At 75.3% G+C, this 17609-nt stretch carries 8 protein-coding genes and 1 pseudogene; 4 read left to right on the top strand and 5 right to left on the bottom strand.

The window, feature by feature from the left end; all coding sequences use genetic code 11:
- Positions 1-337 precede the first annotated feature (337 nt).
- From ACFWIC_RS26775 to ACFWIC_RS26790, 4 genes and pseudogenes are all read right to left on the bottom strand, one after another.
- A pseudogene (locus ACFWIC_RS26775) lies at positions 338-790 on the bottom strand (SRPBCC family protein); the annotation flags it as partial.
- 190 nt (positions 791-980) lie between these two features.
- Positions 981-2435, bottom strand: a complete 1455-nt coding sequence (gene lysA / locus ACFWIC_RS26780) for a diaminopimelate decarboxylase (protein WP_380520180.1) — start codon at positions 2433-2435, stop codon at positions 981-983.
- A 70-nt stretch (positions 2436-2505) separates the two neighbouring features.
- Positions 2506-2766 carry a hypothetical protein gene (locus ACFWIC_RS26785; protein ID WP_380520181.1) on the bottom strand — a complete coding sequence of 87 codons (261 nt, stop codon included), beginning with the start codon at positions 2764-2766 and terminating at the stop codon, positions 2506-2508.
- A 168-nt stretch (positions 2767-2934) separates the two neighbouring features.
- The gene (locus ACFWIC_RS26790; protein ID WP_380356650.1) at positions 2935-3399 is read right to left on the bottom strand and encodes an NUDIX hydrolase; all 465 of its coding nucleotides are present in this window, start codon (positions 3397-3399) and stop codon (positions 2935-2937) included.
- Positions 3400-3941: 542 nt separating this feature from the next.
- Here ACFWIC_RS26790 and ACFWIC_RS26795 point away from each other — a divergent pair.
- The 3 genes from ACFWIC_RS26795 (at position 3942) to ACFWIC_RS26805 (ending at position 9764) form a co-directional block, all read left to right on the top strand.
- A complete protein-coding gene (locus ACFWIC_RS26795) occupies positions 3942-6743 on the top strand; it encodes a hypothetical protein (RefSeq protein WP_380520182.1) in 2802 nt (933 codons plus the stop codon).
- 102 nt (positions 6744-6845) lie between these two features.
- Positions 6846-7424: a hypothetical protein gene (locus ACFWIC_RS26800; protein ID WP_380520183.1), complete on the top strand. Its 579-nt coding sequence runs from the start codon at positions 6846-6848 to the stop codon at positions 7422-7424.
- A gap of 1347 nt (positions 7425-8771) precedes the next feature.
- Positions 8772-9764 carry a LuxR C-terminal-related transcriptional regulator gene (locus ACFWIC_RS26805; RefSeq protein ID WP_329881443.1) on the top strand — a complete coding sequence of 331 codons (993 nt, stop codon included), beginning with the start codon at positions 8772-8774 and terminating at the stop codon, positions 9762-9764.
- Positions 9765-9929: 165 nt separating this feature from the next.
- Here the strand turns inward: ACFWIC_RS26805 and ACFWIC_RS26810 are convergent, their stop codons facing one another.
- Positions 9930-10535 carry a response regulator transcription factor gene (locus ACFWIC_RS26810; protein WP_329881444.1) on the bottom strand — a complete coding sequence of 202 codons (606 nt, stop codon included), beginning with the start codon at positions 10533-10535 and terminating at the stop codon, positions 9930-9932.
- Between the two features lie 728 nt (positions 10536-11263).
- Between ACFWIC_RS26810 and ACFWIC_RS26815 the strand changes: the two genes are divergently transcribed.
- Positions 11264-17605: an SDR family NAD(P)-dependent oxidoreductase gene (locus ACFWIC_RS26815; RefSeq protein WP_380520184.1), complete on the top strand. Its 6342-nt coding sequence runs from the start codon at positions 11264-11266 to the stop codon at positions 17603-17605.
- Positions 17606-17609 lie beyond the last annotated feature (4 nt).

The following is a 17609-nucleotide window of genomic DNA, read 5'->3' on the forward strand; positions in this document are numbered from 1 at the left end:
CACGGGTGGGCTGCTTCTTTTTTTTAAAAGACCCCCCTCCCCCCGGGGGGGGGGGGCGCCTACCGCGCCCCCCCCCCCCCGGACCTGCGGGGCGGGGCGCCCCCCTCGGGGGGGCCCCCGTCCGCCCTTGGAAACGTGGTCGTGCGGGCGCGGGTGTCCTGACGCCGCGGCGTCAGCCCCGGCGGGGGTCGTCCCGGCCGTCGGGCGCGGGCGGTGCGCCCTCGCCGGTCATCCGGGCCTGAGGCGTCTCCCGCACGGGCGCGTCGCCGATCCCGCCGACCGGGCCGCCACCGGCGGCCGGGGTGTCCGCGCCGCCGACCGGGCCGCCGCTGCCGTCCGGCGCAAGCCGGCCGCGCCAGCCGCCGGTCTCCCGGCCCCGCTCCTCGATGAAGCCCTTGAAGCGCTTCAGGTCGCCCTTGACCTGCCGGTCCAGGACGCCGAGCATCGCGCCGGCCTTCTCGGCCATGCCGTGCGGCTCGAACTCCATGGCCAGACTCACCGTGGTGTGCGAGTCGTCGATGCGGTGGAACGTCACGACGCCCATCTGCTGGACGTCACCGCCCACCGTGCGCCATGCGATCCGCTCGTCGGGGAGCTGGTCGACGATCTCGGTGTCGAACTCGCGGCGGGCGCCTGCGACCTTCGTCGTCCAGTGGCAGTGCCGGTCGTCCGTCTGGCGGACCTCCTCGACTCCGTCCATGAAGCGCGGGAACTCCTCGAACTGCGTCCACTGGTTGTAGGCGTTGTGCAGCGGGACGTCCACGTCGATGGACTCCTTCACGGTGCTCACAACAGTCTCCTTCCGAATCGAGCGGCACAGCAGTTCCGTACCGTCGGAGCGCCTGCCCGCTGATCGGGCTGGTAATCAGACGAATCCGATGTCGCCCGACCGGACCGGCCCAGGAGGCGACGGCAGCGGGCCGCTCCCGCCCGGGAGACGGGGGGTCCCGGGACGGCGGCGGAGGCACGCGGCCCGCAGGTCAGCGGCCGACCTCACGGGCCCGGAAGTCCTCGACCGTCTCCCGGCGGATCAGCAGGCGGGCCCGGCCGTCACGGACCGCGGCGACGGCCGGGCGGCCGACCAGGTTGTAGCCGGAGGCCATCGAGAGCTGGTACGCGCCGGCCGCCGGGACGGCCAGCAGGTCACCGGCGCGCAGGTCGGCGGGCAGCCGGGCGTCCCGGACCAGGACGTCGCCCGCCTCGCAGTGCCGACCGACCACGTCGGCCCGGGCCGGCGGGGCGTCGGAGGACCGGCCCACCAGCCGGACGGTGTAGCGCGAGCCGTAGAGCGAGGGCCGCGGGTTGTCGCTCATGCCGCCGTCGACGGCGGCGAAGACCCGGCCGTCGGCGGTGTGCTTCACCGACAGCACGCGGTAGACCGCCACCCCGGCCGGCCCGACGATCGCGCGGCCCGGCTCGACCACCAGACGCGGCACGGCGAGGCCGGACTCGGCGCAGCGGGCGGCCAGCCGGGCGGTCACCCGGTCGGCGAAGTCCGCGGGGTCGAGCTCGTCGTCCCCCGGCAGGTACCGGATGCCGTGGCCGCCGCCGAGGTCCAGCTCGGGCAGTTCGACGCCGTGGCGGGCCCGTACCCCGGCCAGGAACCGCACGACGGTGTCCACGGCGGCGAGGTAGGGCTCGACCTCGGTGATCTGGGAACCCAGGTGGCAGTGGAGGCCGGCGAGGTCGAGGCCGGGCTGGGCCAGCACCCGGGCGACGGCGTCCGCCGCGTCGCCGCCGTCGATCGGGAAGCCGAACTTCTGGCCGCCGACGCCCGTGCGCACGGCCTCGTGGTGACCGGCGGCGATCCCGGGGACCACGCGGACCAGCACCCGCTGCGGGGTGTCCGCCGCCACCAGGGCCGCCAGCCGGGAGATCTCCGAGGGCCCGTCGATGACGATCCGGCCGACCCGGAGGCGGCGGGCGAGCCTCAGCTCCTCCGGGGTCTTGGCGTTGCCGTGCAGCACGATCCGCCGGGCCGGGAAGCCCGCCGCGACCGCCAGCCGGAGCTCACCGGCCGAGCAGACGTCCAGCCCGAGCCCCTCCTCGGAGACCCAGTCGGCCATCGCGCTGCACAGGAAGGCCTTGGCCGCGTAGAGCACGTCGGCCTGCGGCAGGGCCTGCCGGAAGGCGCGGGCACGGGCACGCACCTCGGCCTCGTCCAGGACGTAGAGGGGGGTGCCGAAGCGGTCGGCGGCCTCGGCCAGGGACACGCCCCCGACCGCCAGGTCCCCGCCGCGTCCCGGGCGCGCCGAGGCCGGCCAGGGTCCGGTGCCGACCGCTTCGGCCGCTCCCGTCCGGCCGACCGCCGAGGGGCCGGAGGGTCGGACGGGAGCGGCGGTGGGAGCGGCGCCGGGCGCGGGGAGGGCCGCGAGCGGGACCGCGAACGGGGCGGTGGCAGGGGCGGTGAACGGGGCGGTGACCTGCTTCGTCATGGCGTACGGCTCCTGCTGTCAGGGTCTCGGGGTGCGGCGGGGCGGGCCTCGCGGGGGGCTGCGGACGGCGTCAGTCGACGTACCACATGGCGATCCGGCAGTGCGCCGCACGCCCGCGCGGCCGCCGGTCGGCGTCCACGGCCTCGTCCGCGCCCGGACCCGACGTCGGCCCCGCGCCCGTGCCCGCGCCCTCGCCCTCGCCCTCGCCCCGGACCGGGCGGATCTCACGGACCGGAGCCCGGTCGGCACGGCGCGCCGGGACGTTCCGGCCGGTCCCGTACGGCGGCCTCGCGACGGTGACGGCGGTGGCGACGGCCTGGATCTCACTCATGGGGGGCGTCCTTCCGGTGGGGTCGCGGGCACCGGTCGGGCGCCCGCAGTTCCAGTGGAGACCCGCCGCGGGCCGGGCGCCGCCCCCTTGACGCACGGTCTACGCCCACCGGCCCGTCCTTGACGCCTTCCTGACGCCCTGCGGCGCGGACGGGTGCGCCGCCGCCGGTCAGGGGCGCGGGGTGCGGAGCGCGGCGACCCGTTCGTCGCCCGGTGCCGCCCAGGTGAAGCGGTCGTGCTCGTCGCTGAGGGCGACCGGCTGCCCGGCGGGGACCCGGGCGGTGAAGACGTGCCGGCGCGCACGGAGGCCGTGGACGGTCGTGAAGTCGACGGCCCCGGCGTATCCCGTGAACTCGGCACCGGCGATGCCCGTCTCCTCGGCGAGTTCGCGCCGGGCGCCGTCCTCGACGTCCTCGCCCTCGTCGACGCTGCCGCCGGGGATCTCCCAGATCCCGGCCGGGATCTCGTCCGGGGAGCGGCGGACGAGCAGGATCCGTCCCTCCGGGTCGGTGACGATCACACCGACGACGGGGTACAGGATCCCCGCGTCGGGGGCGTCGGCCCCGTCCGCGGCGCGCCGCTCGGTGCCGGTGTGTCGCTGGGTGTCGGTCCCGGCCCGCTCCTCCGGCGTCACCGATTCCGCGCCGGTCTCCGCCGGTCGGGCCCAGGGCCTGGGGCCGTCGAGGTCCGCTGCGCCGGAACGCCCGCCCGTGTGCCGTCGCCGTGCCATGTGCGCCGCCGCCCCCCGTCGGTTCGCCTTCGCCGATCATCCCGGATCCGCGCGCGGGGCGGTAGTGGCTACCCGCGGGGCCGTGGGCAGGAGCGGGGACGCACCGGAGGCACCGCACGGGGGTGCGCCGGGGTGCGCGGTGGGGTCGGACGCGGACCAGGGCCAGGCGCCGAGGCCGCCGCCCGGGCCCGGCGTGAGGCGACCGGCGTCCGGCGTCCGGCGTCCTCGCGCGACGTACCGGACGCCCGATGCCCGATGCCCGAAGGTGCAGCCGCGCCCGTGCGGGGAATTCAGACCTGCCTACCCCTTCACGCACACGCCTTCCGTTCCCGGACCGCGTCTGAAAAGATCGTCCGCTATCCGGTGACCGCTGTGCCGTGCGCCCCTGCCGGACGGGGCCGCCGCCGTCGCAACGTGGCCGCCCGGCGGCGCCCCGTGGAGGAGATGTGACCACCAAGGCCGGCGCCACCGCGCCCGTCCCGACCGACGCCCACCGGCCCGCGCCCTGGGTCCGCACCCGGCTGCGCTCGGCCCCCGTCGCCTCCCTGCTCACGGCCGTGCTCACGCTCCTCACCGTCTTCCTCGCGGTGGCCCTCCCGCGCGCCGCCGACCGGGGCGCGGACGGCGCGCTGCGGCAGTTCGTCCTGGACCGCGGCGTCAACGGGACCACCCTGCAGGCCGGCGTCGCTCCGCGGCCCGGCGAGGACGGCGCCCGACTCGACGCCCTGCGCGACCGGTTGGTCGAACAGATCACCCCGAACCTCCCGCTCACCCGGGACGGCGAGAACTACGGCACCCGCGCCCGGATCGACCGGCCGATGCTGAACGAGGGGTACGACCGCCCGCACGGCGACGCCCCCGTGCTCTCCGTGCTCTACCTGCACGGCCTGGCCGAGCACGCGACCCTGACCGAGGGCGTCTGGCCCGGCCCCTCGGCACCGGGCGAGCCCCTGCCCGTCGTCCTCAGCCGGGCCGCCGCCGAGACCGTCCACGCCGGGATCGGCGACCTCGTCGACAACGGCGGCCCCGCCCGCGCCCGGATCGTCGGGCTCTACCGCGCCGACGACCCCGACGACCGTTTCTGGGAGGTCCTCACCTGCCCGGAACGCGCCTGCCTGAAGATCCGGGAGGACGGCAGCATCCGGTGGGTGACCAGCGGGTTCACCGGTGGCGAGAACCTGTCCGCGCTGGCCGCCTGGGGCGAGGGCGGGGAGAACTTCTGGCGCCTGCCCATCGACCCCCACGCCCTGCGCGCGGACCGGCTCGCCGAGACGCGTTCCGCGCTCGCCTCGTACCTGTCCGGGCCCGGCTCCCTCAAGGTCGCCGAGGTGACCGACCGGCCCGAGCTCCAGTTCAGCACCTTCCTGACCGAGGTCCTCGCCGGCGCCACCACCCGGTACGAGGCCGCCGCCCCGCTCGCGGCGATCGGCCCGGCCGGCGTCGCGGGCGTCGCCACCGTGGTGCTCTGCCTGGCCGCCGCCCTCGCCGCCGACCGGCGCGCCGCCGAGGTCCGGCTGCTCCGGGCCCGCGGCGCTTCACGCCCGGGCATCCTGCTGCGGCTGCTGGGCGAGGGCGCGGTGACCGTCCTGCCCGCCGCCGTCGTCGCCACCGCACTCGCGCTGACGCTGCTGCCCACCCCCCGGTGGGGCGCGTCCGTACTCGCGGCCGTGACCGCCACCCTGCTCGCGGTCCTGGCCTTCCCGGTCCGGGCCGTCCTCCCCCTGGGCCGGGCCCGCACCGCCGCCGGTGGGAACGGCCGGCGGCGGATCGTCGGCGAACTCGCCGCCCTGGCCGTCACCGTCGCGGCCGTGGTCGAGGTCCGCCGGCGCGGCCTCGCCCCCGGTACCGGCACCGACCCGCTGCTGGTGACCGCGCCCCTGCTGCTCGCGCTCACCGGCGGCCTGCTGCTGGCCCGCGTCCAACCGCTCGTGGCCGGCCGGCTGGCCCTGCTCGCCCGGCACGGCCGCGGCCTGACCGGCTTCCTCGGCCTCGCCCGGGCCACCCGCGACGCCTCGGGCCGCCACCGGCCGGCGGTGCTGGCACCCCTCGCCCTGCTGCTGGCCGTCAGCACCGCCGGTTTCGGAACCACCGTGCTCGCCACCCTCGACGGCGTCCGGCTGCAGGCGGCCCGGACGGCCGTGGGCGGTGATGCCGCGGTGTCCGTCCCGCTCGACGCCACCCTCCCGGCGGCGTTCACCTCGGCCGCCTCGGCCATGCCGGGCGTGCGGGCCTCGACCGCGGTCCGGGTCGAGGGGCAGACCTACGTCCTGCGCTCCGGCCGGACCGCCCTCCAGGTCACCCTGGTGGTGGCCGAGCCAACCGCGTACGCCGAGATCGCCCGGACGACCGGCGCCGGCACCTTCGACCCCGCCGTGCTGGCCGGCCCGCACGGCGGCCCCGACACCCCGGTGCCCGCGCTGATCAGCACGGGCCTCGCCGGGGAACTGTCCGACGGCCCGCAGCGGTTGCGCGTCCCCGGCGGCGAACTGCTCACCGGCGTCGCGGGTCGCGTCGACGCCACTCCCGCGATCCCGGACGCCGTCCGCGCGTTCGTCGTCGTGCCCGCGGGACCCTCCGTCGCACGGGTTCCCGCGCTCGCGGGGGCCACCAGCTGGCTCGCCGCCGGCGACATCGACCCGGGCCGGCTCAGGTCCCTGGTCATGGAGCGCGGCCTCACCGAGGTGACCGGCGTGGCCGGACTCCTGCGCGAGGAGGCCCGGGCCGTCAGCGAGGACCCGGACAAGGTGCCCGCCGGGTACACGGTGCGCACCAGCGGCGAGGTGGACGCCGAACTCGCCGCCGACCCGCTCCAGCGCTCCGCCGCGCGGCTGTTCCGGTCCGCGGTCGCCGCCGGGGCCGGATTCGCGCTGCTCGCCGTCCTGCTGACGCTGCTGCGGGCGTCCCCCGACCGCGCCGGGCTGCTCGCCCGGCTGCGCACCATGGGCCTGCGCCCCCGCCAGGGGCTGGCACTGATCATCACCGAGACGATCCCGCAGACCCTGGCGGCGGCGGTCTGCGGCGGGGTGGTCGCGGCGGCGGCGGTCGGACTCCTCGGCCCGGCGTTCGACCTGTCGCTGCTGGTCGGCTCCGAGGCCCGCGGCTCGCTCACCCCGCTCCTGATGCCGGTGCTGCTGCCCACCGCGGGCCTGGCCCTGCTGATCTGTGCGGGGGTGGTCCTGGAGGCGTTCGTGTCCGGCCGGCGTCAGATCGCCACCGAGCTGAGGGCGGGAGACCGGCCGACGGAGTAGCGGGCCCCTGCACGGCTAAAATGGGACAGCACACCCACGAGCTGGTCCGGCTGTGCTGCCGGTCGGTCCTGATCTCGGTCACCCGGCTTCGAAGGGCACCCCATGACGTCGGAGACCGCCTCGGTCGCGCCATCCGGGCAGGACTCGGTGGTCGTCGCCAGCTTCGACACCCACCAGCACGCCGAACGCATGCTGGCCTCGCTCGGGCGGGGCTTCCGCAAGAAGGCCGCACGGGTGGGCACGACGGCGGTGGTCATCCGGGGGAACGCCGACGGCTCGCTGAGGCTGAACCAGTCCCGCGTGCTGACGGCCGGCGGCCTCACGGACGCGCTGTTCCGCGTCGCCCTCGCCTGGACGGTCGGGTTCATGGGTCTGGTCTCCACCCTGAAAGGGGCGAAGGTCGGGGCCCACGCGGCCGGAGTGCGCCAGAGGCACGTCGGATCCGACGCGCAGAGGATCCACAGCATCCTCGTGGAGGCCGGTCCCCGCGCCGCCATCGCGCTGGTGCGCTGCAAGGACGCGGAGACGCGGGGCCTGATCGCCGCGGCAGCCGCCGAACGCGCGAAGGACTGCTGGGACGGATCTCTCACGGAGTTTCTCGCCACCCTCGACCCCGGCCGTGCTCACGACTGGGTGCGCACCGCGGTCGGTGAGCCCTCCGAGGCCCACCGCGACCGGTGACCGTCAGCGCCGGCCCGGGCCGGACACCCGCGCCGCCGAACAGCGCGATGCCGGCGTTGCCGTGTCCCCGGAGTCGGCCGACGGCCTCGACCTCGGTGGGGCCCCTCGGAGCAGGCGACGTTCTCCCGGCTCCCCCTGCTGGGTCCCGCTGCGTGCTGGGTCCCGCTGCGCCCACCGGAGGACGGACGACAAAAAGGCCGCCTTCGCATCTCTGCGAAAACGGCCCACACCCTGCATTTACGCTGAACAACAGGATTTGTCACCTGCGCCCCCCGACATCTCGGTAATCCCGTCATCTCCCGGCCGAACGGCTGGGCTGGGATTTCGCGATCACGAGTCGCAGAATCAGGGCTCCTGCTCCACTAGTCTGCACATGATCCTCCTCGCGATTGCGTCCTTCCGGTAAGTTCTCCGGCACCTTCCAGGTTACTCCGACAAGGGCGCATCCGGGTCCGCCCGGTGCACGAATTCCGTCGCACGGGCTCACGGCCGCGACGGATTGTCCGGTCGGGCCTCCCGGAACAGGCGCAGGCCGTGCCGGCCGACAGCCCCCGGATCCGGCCCGGTCCGGGTGCCGTGAGGCGGGAACCGGTGCGGCGCCGGGACACGGACGACGTCGATGACGCGCTCGTGGGTCCGCGTGGAGCACGGCGGGGAAACCGGGCGAGGAAGGGGCCGCCGCGAGGCACCGGGACATTCGCACCGGCCGGCCGAAATTCCACGGTGGACCATTCGGAGGGCTTCGGCGGGCGCGCCCCGAAAAGATCCGCATCCGGCACGAGAGTTCGTAGACGACGGATCGATTCGGCCCGACGGACCAGGCCACCCCGACGCCCGCCCGCGAGGCGGCCGGACCGTTCGCCGGAGGCGTCCCACCATGAGGGTCGTCCGCAGGCGAGGGTGGGTCCGGAGACGGTGCACGAGCGGCAGCGGCAGGAACGAGGGGCGGCATCGCGGCCCCGACCTCGCGGGGTTCGGGCGGCCGGCCGCACCAGCCGTCGACCCAGGGCCCCGACGGGCCCGCCGGGCATCCCCGGCGGGGACCGACCGCACGGGGCCCGTCGACGGATCCGGCCACCGCGACCCCTCGTGGTTTCCGGCGGCGCACGAACAACACCCTGTTGATTCCGGCACCGTCCCCCGCGGGCCGCCACTGACCTGGGGCCCCTCCCGACGGGCGGCCTTTCTGTCGCCCGTCGCACGACCGGTACCGCGTCCGCGCCCCCTTGACCGGCGGTCAAGTGGTTCAAGTAATGTCGCCAGCCGGGGCCAGGCGCTCCGGATTTCTTTCGTGCTCAACCACGCGTCCCCGCTCATGATCCGTATCTACGGCTGGAGTACACGGCGATGACCGCGGCAACCGAGATCGGCGCTCGCTTCGCGTACCGCGTCTACCACTCACTTCTCCGCACCGAGAACGGCGGCATATGCCACGAAGAAATTGCCGATAACCTCGGCCTCGAACTCGACCAGGTCCACGAAGCCGTGGAGTGGCTGACCGGGAACGGCCTCCTCGACCGGGACTCGACCACCCCGGTCGCCACCCCGCAGAGCGTCCTGAGACGCCTGTTCGCCGATCAGCAGGAACGCATCACCGAGCTCACCCGCACCAACGACCTGATCGCCGACCTGACGAACGGGTTCCTGACCATGCCGGCGTCCGAGCGGGAGGGCCTGGCGGTCGAGGTCATCGCGTCCAGGGACCAACTGCGCCGAAGACTGGGGGACCTGCACGCGTCCAGCAGGTACGAGGTGTCGCTGATGCTGCCGACGCTGACCGAACAGGAGTCCCTGGAACTCTGCCTCCGCGAGGACGTCGAACTGCTCAGACGGGGAGTCCGCTACCGGCTCATCGCGCCGTCCTCGGCCCTCGACAGCCCGGCCGCCACCGCGTACGTGAGTGCACTCCAGGAGTCCGGCGCCGAGATCAGGACCGCCGAGTCGCTGCCGCTGCGCCTGGTCATCCTCGACCGGGAGAAGGTCGCCACCCAGTCGCACCTCGAAGGGCTGCGCCGGAACGTGGTGATCAACGGCGGCCTGCTGGCCCAGATCTTCACCCGGGTCTTCGAGCACAGCTGGTCCACCGCCGCACCGTACACCCGCCGGCGCAGGACCACCGGTTCGGCGCCGGTCCTCACCGACACCCACAGGCTGGTGCTGCGCATGATGGCCGCCGGGGCCACCGACAAGTCCATCGCCCGTCATCTCGGGTACTCCGACCGGACGGTGCGGCGTTTCGTCGCCGACATCCTCCGCGTTCTGGAGACCGACAACAGACTCACGGGCATGGTGCGGGCCACCCGACTCGGACTTCTCGAACAGGAAGCAATGGCGCCGTGAAATCCGGGTGCCTCCCCGCTTCCGGCCGCGGCAGTCGCCATTCGGCGGAAACTCCCGTTCCGGAAAGTTCCCTTCCGGAAATCCTCCTTCCGGAAAAAGCCGTTCCGGAAAAGTCCGGCCCCGGGAGGGGCGTTCCGGAGACGGACGTTCCGGAGACGAACGCCCTCAGAGCAGTCCCCGTTCGAAGGCGATCCGCGCGGCGTCGAACCGATTCCTCCCGTCGAGCTTCCTCATCGCGCACGAGGTGAGGTTGCGAACCGTTCCCGTCGCCAGATAGAGCTCGCGGGCCACCTCCTTCACCGAGGCGCCCGTCGCGGTGAGCCGGAGTATCTCGCGCTCGCGGTTGCTCAGGACCTGATCGGCGACCGGCGCCCGGGGGGACGGCTGCGCGGACGCGGTCGCCCGGCCGCCCGCGGCGGCGGCCCGGATGGCGTCGACCAGGCGGGGGATCCTCGTCTGCTTCGGGATGACCCCGAGGACCCCCGCCGACACGGCACGGTCCACCAGAGCCCTGGTGGGCCGTGCCGTCATGATGACGACCCGGCAATCGGGCAGCCGCTTGCCCAGCTCCCGCACCAGACGGAAGCCGCCCTGCGCGGTGCCCATCCCCAGCACGGCCACGTCGGGCCGCCGGCGCACCGCCATCGGGACGATCAGCGAGCTCCTGCTCACCGCGCCGACGACCTCGAAGTCGGACACGGCCGCGAGCACCTCGGCGATCGCCTCCAGGGGAAGCAGGTGCTCGTCGGCTATCAACACACGGATGGTCATCACTAGGTCCCCCCTGGGATCCCGTGAACGGAACTCATGGTGATCGATCCGGTCCGCGCCCAGTGTGTGGCCGGCCCTCCGGCCCCGTCGACGGATCCGGACGTCCGCGAGCGGACATGTCCTCAGCAGGACTGGCGGATCCGGGGCCTGCCTGCTGGACCTTTGCGGGTCTACGCGTGTCACTGGTGACCCTTCAACGTATCCCGGCTCCCCCGCCGACCCGACCTTCCCGGCGCATGGACGTGACAAGTGTCAGTAAAAGCAGGTCAAAGCCTTGTCCGCCGCAACCGGCCCGGACCACCATGCGCACTGGTGATCGACGGCCGTCGCGGTGTGCGTCCGCGCCGACGCCGGTCCGTCGTCCGCCCCGTGACCCCTCACCGCCGTCCGCATTGCCCCGCACGGGTACGCCGGCCCCCCGGCGTCCGCCCCCCAGGCACCGCACGACCGGCCCGACCGGGCCGCCTCTCCCCGCACGCGACGACCCTCACCCGCCGCACGCGCTCCGGGCCTCACCCGCCCGGGCCGGGCGACCTCACCGTCCCCGGCCCGTCCCCGGCCCATCGCCCCCGGAGCGAGCCGACACGTGCCCGCCCGGACACCCGTCCGACGGACGCCTCCATGCCCACGCACCCCGCTCACCCACGCACCTGCCCGCCCGCGCACCTGCCGCCCGGGGAGCCGGCTCCCGACCGAGCCGGCTCACCACGGATGCCGAGGAAGAGGACATGCACGCAGATCACGTGGTCCAGGACCCGACCCAGGCCCTGGCCGTCATCGGCATGGCAGGACGGTTCCCCGGAGCCCCGGACGTCGAGAGCTTCTGGCGCCTGCTGCTGGAAGAGGGCGACGCCATCCGCCCCGTCCCCGCCACCCGCTGGGACGCCACCGCGCAACTCGACCCGCAGCGGGAGATCCAGGCCGTCGGCGGATTCCTCGACGACGTCGACCGGTTCGACGCCACCTTCTTCGGCATCTCCCCCCGGGAGGCCGAGATGCTCGACCCCCAGCAGCGGCTGATGCTGGAGACCGCGTGGCGGGCCCTGGAGGACGCCGGGACACCCGCCCGCACGCTGGCCGGCACCCGGACCGGCGTCTACGTGGGCGCGGGGTGGCACGACTACGAGCACGTCGGCCGGAAGAGCGGCAGCGGCGTCACCCAGCACACCGCCCCCGGCTACGCGCTCGACATGATCGCCGCCCGGGTCTCCTACTTCCTCGGGCTCACCGGGCCCAGCCTGGTCGTCGAGACCGGATGCTCCTCCGCGCTCGTGGCGGCGCACCTCGCCGCCCAGGCGCTCCGCGCCGGCGAGGTCGACGCCGCGATCGTGGGCGGCGTCGCCCTGATGCTCGATCCGACCGCGTCGATCGGCCTCACCCACTTCGGCGGGCTGTCGCCGGACGGCCGCTGCAAGGCCTTCGGCGCCGGGGCGAACGGCTTCGTGCGCGGCGAGGGCGTCGGCGCCCTGTACGTGAAGACCGTCGCCCGCGCGCTGGCGGACGGCGACCGGATCCACGGTGTCATCGCGGGCACCGCCGTCAACAACGACGGGGGCGGGCAGAGCGTCGTCTCGCCGAGCCCGGGGGGTCAGGAGCAGCTGCTCCGCGACGCCTACCGGCACTGGGGCATCCCGGCCGACCGGGTGGCGTACCTGGAGGCGCACGGCACCGGCACCGCACTCGGCGACCCCATCGAGGCCGGTGCGGCCGGCCGGGTCCTGGGGCAGGCCCGCAGCGCGGACGCGGGCCCGCTGCCCATCGGGTCGGTGAAGACCAACATCGGCCACCTGGAGGCCGCCGCCGGCATCCCGGGGCTGTTCAAGGCCCTGCTCTCGCTCCGGCACGGGGTCGTGCCGCCGAGCCTGCACTCCGCCGAGCTCAACCCCGAGATCGCGTTCGACGAACTCAACCTGCGGGTCGTCCGGGAGCCCCTGCCGCTGCCGGCCCGGGACCAGGCCTTCATCGGGGTGAGCAGCTTCGGGTGGGGCGGCACCAACGCCCACGTGGTGCTGACCCGGGCGCCCGCCCCCGAGCACCCCGCGCCCTCGTCAGCCTCCTCCGCCTCCTCCCCCGGGCCGGGCGCACCGGTCCTGCTGCCGCTGTCGGCACACTCGGAACCGGCGCTGGCGCAGCGGGCCCGGGACCTCCGGGACGCGCTGGCCTCCGGCGCCCACCCGCTCCCGGCGCTCGCCGGCACGCTGGCCTGGCAGCGCGACCAGCTCCCGGTCCGGGCGGCCTTCACCGCCGCGGACGCCGCCGAGGCCGTCGCGCAGCTGGACCGGCTCGCCGCCGACCCCGGCTCCCCCGGGCCCGAGGTGTTCACCGGGCGCGCCGCGGACCGGGGCCGCACCGCCTTCGTCTTCCCCGGGCAGGGCTCGCAGTGGCACGGCATGGGCCGTGAACTCCTGGCGTCCGACCCGGTGTTCGCCGCGGTGATCCACCGCTGCGCCGAGGCCCTGGAGCCGTACGTCGACTGGGACCTGGCGCGGGTCGTGTCGGGCGAGGCCGGCGAGGAGTGGCTGTCGCGGATCGACATGCTGCAGCCGACCCTGTGGGCGGTCTCGCTGGGCCTGTGCGAGGTGTGGCGGGCGGCGGGCGTGGTCCCGGACGTGGTGATCGGCCACAGCCAGGGGGAGGTGACCGCGGCCACGGCGGCGGGCATCCTGTCGTACGAGGACGGCGCGATGGTGGTGGCCCGCCGCAGCGCCATCGCCCGGCGCACCTCGGGCCGGGGCCGGATGCTGGCGGTGGACCTCGACCTCGACGCCGCCAAGGCCGCGCTGTCCGGGTTCGAGGAGGGCGTGTCCCTCGCCGTGAACAACGGGCCCAACAGCTGCGTGCTCTCCGGGGACACCGAACTGGTCCTGGCGCTCCAGGAGTTGCTGGAGGCGGAGGGGACGTTCTGCCGCCTGGTCAACGTGGACTACGCCTCGCACAGCCCGCAGATGGACGAGCTGGAGGACGACCTGCTGGCGGCCCTGCGGACGGTGCGTCCGGGCCGGGGCGACGTCGAGCTGATGTCGACGGTGCGGGTGGCCTCGGTGGAGGGCCCCGAGCTGGACGCCCGGTACTGGATGGACAACCTGCGCCGGCCGGTGATGTTCGCCGACGCGATGGAGCGCCTCTTCGACACCGGTGTCACCCACGTCGTGGAGATCAGCCCGCACCCGGTGCTCGCCCCGTCCCTGGAACAGCTGGCGGCGCAGCGTCCGGTCCCGCCGCAGGTGCTGTCGACCCTGCGGCGCGACCGGAGCTCGTCGGAGCTGGTCCGGGAGGCGCTGGCCCGGGCCTACGTCAGCGGTCTCGAACCGTTCCACGGGCTGCCGCGGGACGCCTGGGCGCCGGTGCCGCCGTATCCGTGGCAGCGCACCTCCCACTGGGTGGAGACGGTCCGGCGGCGCACGGCTCACGGCGCCGGGGACGACCTGGTGCTGATCCCCTCGATGGCCGAGCAGGGCGCCTGGAACGGGACGCTGGAGCTGGCCCCGGCGGACATCCCCTGGGTGCGCGACCACCGGGTGTACGACGCGGTGGTGCTGCCCGGCACGGGGATGCTGGAGCTGGCGCTGCGGACGGCGCTGGCGCGGACCGGCGGCCCGCACCGCACGCTCGCGGACGTCTCCTTCCACAGCGATCTGACGCTCACCGAGGAACCGGTGACGGTCGGTCTGGGCTGGCGGGACGACCTCACCGGCGGCGGCAGCTTCACCCTCTCCTCGCTGGAGGCGGGCGCGCACGGCTGGGTGCGGCACGCCTCGGCGCGGGTGCTGGCGGACGACACGGCCACGGGCGTGCCGGCCTTCCCCGGGCAGCTGCTGGGCCTGGCCGCCGTGCCGGCCGCGGAGTTCTACGCGGACTGCGCGGCGCGGGGGCTGAACTACGGTCCGGCGTTCCAGGGCGTGGTGGAGCTGCGCGGTGGTGCGGAGGAGAGCCTGGCGGAGGTCCGGCTGCCGGACGGCTGCCTGGCCGGCGGCCACCCGCACCGGCTCCATCCGGCGCTGTGGGACGGCGCGCTCCAGGCCTCCGTCCCGCTCTACCCGGGCGAGGAGGCGGCCGTCCCGGTCGGGGTGCACCGCGTCCACCTGCACCAGGACCTGGCCGGGCCGGTCACCGCGCTGTGGTCGCACGCGGTGCGGCGCGACCGGAGCAGGGTCGACCTGTTCCTGTTCGACGCGGACCGCCGGCCGCTGATGACGCTGGAGGGGCTCCGGATGCAGACCCTCGCGGCGACGGCCGACCCGTCCGTCGCGGACGCCGACCGGGTGCACCGGCTGGAGTACCGGCCGGAGGCCCGCGCGGACGCGGAGGGCGGCGGGGCCGCCGGGTTCACCGGCCGCTGGGCGGTCTGCACGGTCGGCGCACCCGGCGCACCCGGTGACCCGGCGGCCGGGGAGCTGGTCGGGGCCCTGGGTGCGCGGGGCGGCGGCGCCGTGGTCCGCACGGTCACCGGCGAGGAGGCCGCGCGGACCGAGGCGTGGGCGCAGGAGCTGGGCTCGGTCGAGGAGTTGGGCGGGGTGGTCTTCCTGGCCCCGCGCGCCGACGCCGGACCGCGGGCCCGGCGCGAGGGCCTGGCGGCGCTGGCCGCGCTGGTCCGGGCCTGCACGTCCCGCCCGCTGGTCCCCCGGCTGGCCGTGGTCACGGCCGACGCGCAGCCCGTGCCGGCGGTGGCCGGTGACTGCGACCCCGGGGCGGCCCTCTACTGGGGCTTCGGCCGGGTGCTCCGCCGTGAGCACCCCGAGCTGCGGTCCGTGCTCGTCGACGTCGGGTCCGCGGACGGCGGCTGGTCGGCGGACTGCGCCGCGGAGCTGCTCGCGGCCGAGGGCGCGGACCAGGTGGTGCTGCGCGGTGGGGAGCGGCTGGTCGGCCGGCTGGTGCGGGGAGCGGGTACGCCGGAGGACGCCGGGCAGGACCCGGCGCAGCCGGCCTGGCGCTCCGTGGAGCAGCAGCCCTTCCGGCTCGCGCCCTCTCACCAGGGCACCTGGGACGGGCTGGCGTTCCGTCCGCTGGAGCGGCGCGCGCCCGGCCCCGGGGAGGTCGAGATCGCGGTCAGCGCGGCCGCGCTGAACTTCATCGACGTGATGAAGGTGATGGGCACCTACCCCGACCCGACGGCCGACGCCCGGCTGCTCGGCCTGGACGGTGTGGGCGTGGTCACCCGGACGGGCGAGGGGGTGTCGCGCTTCGCCCCCGGCGACCGGGTCGTCGCGTGCACCGCCGGCGGGTCGCTCGCCTCGCACCAGACGGTGCGGGCCGATCACGCCCACCCGGTGCCGGAGTCGATGGACGACGCCACCGCGGCGGCGATCCCGGCGGTGACCATCACCGCCTGGTACGGGCTGCGGCACCTCGCCGGGCTGGCCCCCGGCGAGACGGTGCTGATCCACTCGGCGGCCGGGGGGCTGGGTCTGGCGGCGATCGAGGTGGCCCGGCTGCTCGGGGCCGAGGTCGTCGCGACGGCGGGCAGCGAGGAGAAGCGCCGCCGGCTCCGGGAGCTCGGCATCCGGCACGTCTTCGACTCCCGGGACCTCTCCTGGGCGGAGAAGGTGCGCGCGGCCACCGACGGACGCGGCGTGGACGTCGTCCTCAACTCGCTGACCGGCGCGGCGATTCCGCTGGGCCTGGAGGTCCTGGCGGAGGGCGGGCGCTTCGTCGAGGTGGGCAAGCAGGACATCTACGGCGGGCGCACGCTGAGCCTCGGCGCGTTCCGCAAGGGCATCGGTCTGGCCTCGCTGGACCTCGCCGGTGTGATCGCCCGCCGTCCCGCGCTGTTCACCCGGCTGTTCGCCGAGGTGTGGGAGCGGGTCGGCGCGGGCGAGCTGGGGGCGGTCCCGCTGCTGCGGTACACCTTCGCGCAGGCCCCCGAGGCGCTGCGCGAGATGTCACGCGGCAACCACATCGGCAAGTTCGTGCTGTCGGCCCCCGCCACGGTCACCTCGGTGGCCCCGGAACCGCTGCGGGACGGCCGTTTCCGGGGCGACGGCACCTATCTGCTCACCGGTGGCCTCGGCGCCCTCGGCCTGTCGCTGGCGGAGTTCCTGGCGGAGCGCGGAGCGGGCCGGCTGGCGCTGGTCGGGCGCTCGGCCCCGTCGGCCGAGGCGGTGGCGCGGATCGAGGCCGTCCGGGCGCGCGGCGTGGAGGTGGAGACCTTCCGGGCCGACGTCGCCGACCCGGAGGCGGTGCGCCGGGTCCGGGCGCAGCTGCCGCCGCTCCGCGGGGTGGTGCACGCGGCCGGTCTGCTGGACGACGCCACCGTCCAGAACCTGACGCCGGAGCAGCTGCGGCGGGTGCTGGCGCCCAAGGTGGACGGCGCGCTCAACCTGGACGCGGCCACCGAGGGCGACCCGCTGGACTTCTTCCTGCTGTTCTCGTCGGCGGCGGCGCTGTTCGGCAACGCCGGGCAGGCGGCCTACGCGGCGGGCAACGCCTTCATGGACGCGCTCGCGGTGGCCCGGCGCCGGCGCGGACTCCCCGCGCTGAGCGTGCAGTGGGGCCCGTTCACCGATGTCGGTCTGGCCGCCCGGGAGGACAACCGGGGTGCCCGGCTGGCGGAACGCGGGATGGCCGGCTTCACCACCGGGGAGGCGTGGCGGGCCCTGGAGGGGTTCCTCGGCGGGGACGAGCAGGTCGTCGCGTACGTGCCGATCGACCTGCGGCAGTACCTGGAGGCGTACCCGGACACCGCGACCCTGGAGAGCTGGGGCGCACTGCGGGAGCTGGCCCGGCACGGGAGCACCACGACGGCCGGTGCGGCGTTCCTCGCCGAGCTGCGGTCCGTCCCGCAGGACCGGTGGCAGGAACTCCTGGAGGCCAAGGTGCAGGAACTGGCCGGCCGGGTGCTGCGGCTGGACGCCGGGGCGATCGACCGGGACACGCCGTTCAAGTCGCTCGGGCTGGATTCACTGATGGGGCTCGAACTGCGCAACCGGCTGGAGGCGGCGTTCGGGCTGCGGCTGTCGCCGACCCTGCTGTGGACGTACGGCACCGCCCGGACGCTCTCCACGGTGCTGGTCGAGCGGCTGCTCGGTGACCCGGCGGCCGGCGAGGACGCCGCCACGGACGGCGAGGGCTGAGGGC

The sequence above is a fragment of the Kitasatospora sp. NPDC127035 genome (assembly GCF_042726075.1).
GTDB lineage: Bacteria > Actinomycetota > Actinomycetes > Streptomycetales > Streptomycetaceae > Kitasatospora.

What these genes read in the sequence shown, in the direction of transcription:
- ACFWIC_RS26810 (WP_329881444.1), bottom strand. Translation starts at nt 10,535, where the DNA reads ATGACCATCCGTGTGTTGATAGCCGACGAGCACCTGCTTCCCCTGGAG.
- ACFWIC_RS26800 (WP_380520183.1), top strand. Translation starts at nt 6,846, where the DNA reads ATGACGTCGGAGACCGCCTCGGTCGCGCCATCCGGGCAGGACTCGGTG.
- ACFWIC_RS26805 (WP_329881443.1), top strand. Translation starts at nt 8,772, where the DNA reads ATGACCGCGGCAACCGAGATCGGCGCTCGCTTCGCGTACCGCGTCTAC.
- ACFWIC_RS26815 (WP_380520184.1), top strand. Translation starts at nt 11,264, where the DNA reads ATGCACGCAGATCACGTGGTCCAGGACCCGACCCAGGCCCTGGCCGTC.
- lysA (WP_380520180.1), bottom strand. Translation starts at nt 2,435, where the DNA reads ATGACGAAGCAGGTCACCGCCCCGTTCACCGCCCCTGCCACCGCCCCG.
- ACFWIC_RS26785 (WP_380520181.1), bottom strand. Translation starts at nt 2,766, where the DNA reads ATGAGTGAGATCCAGGCCGTCGCCACCGCCGTCACCGTCGCGAGGCCG.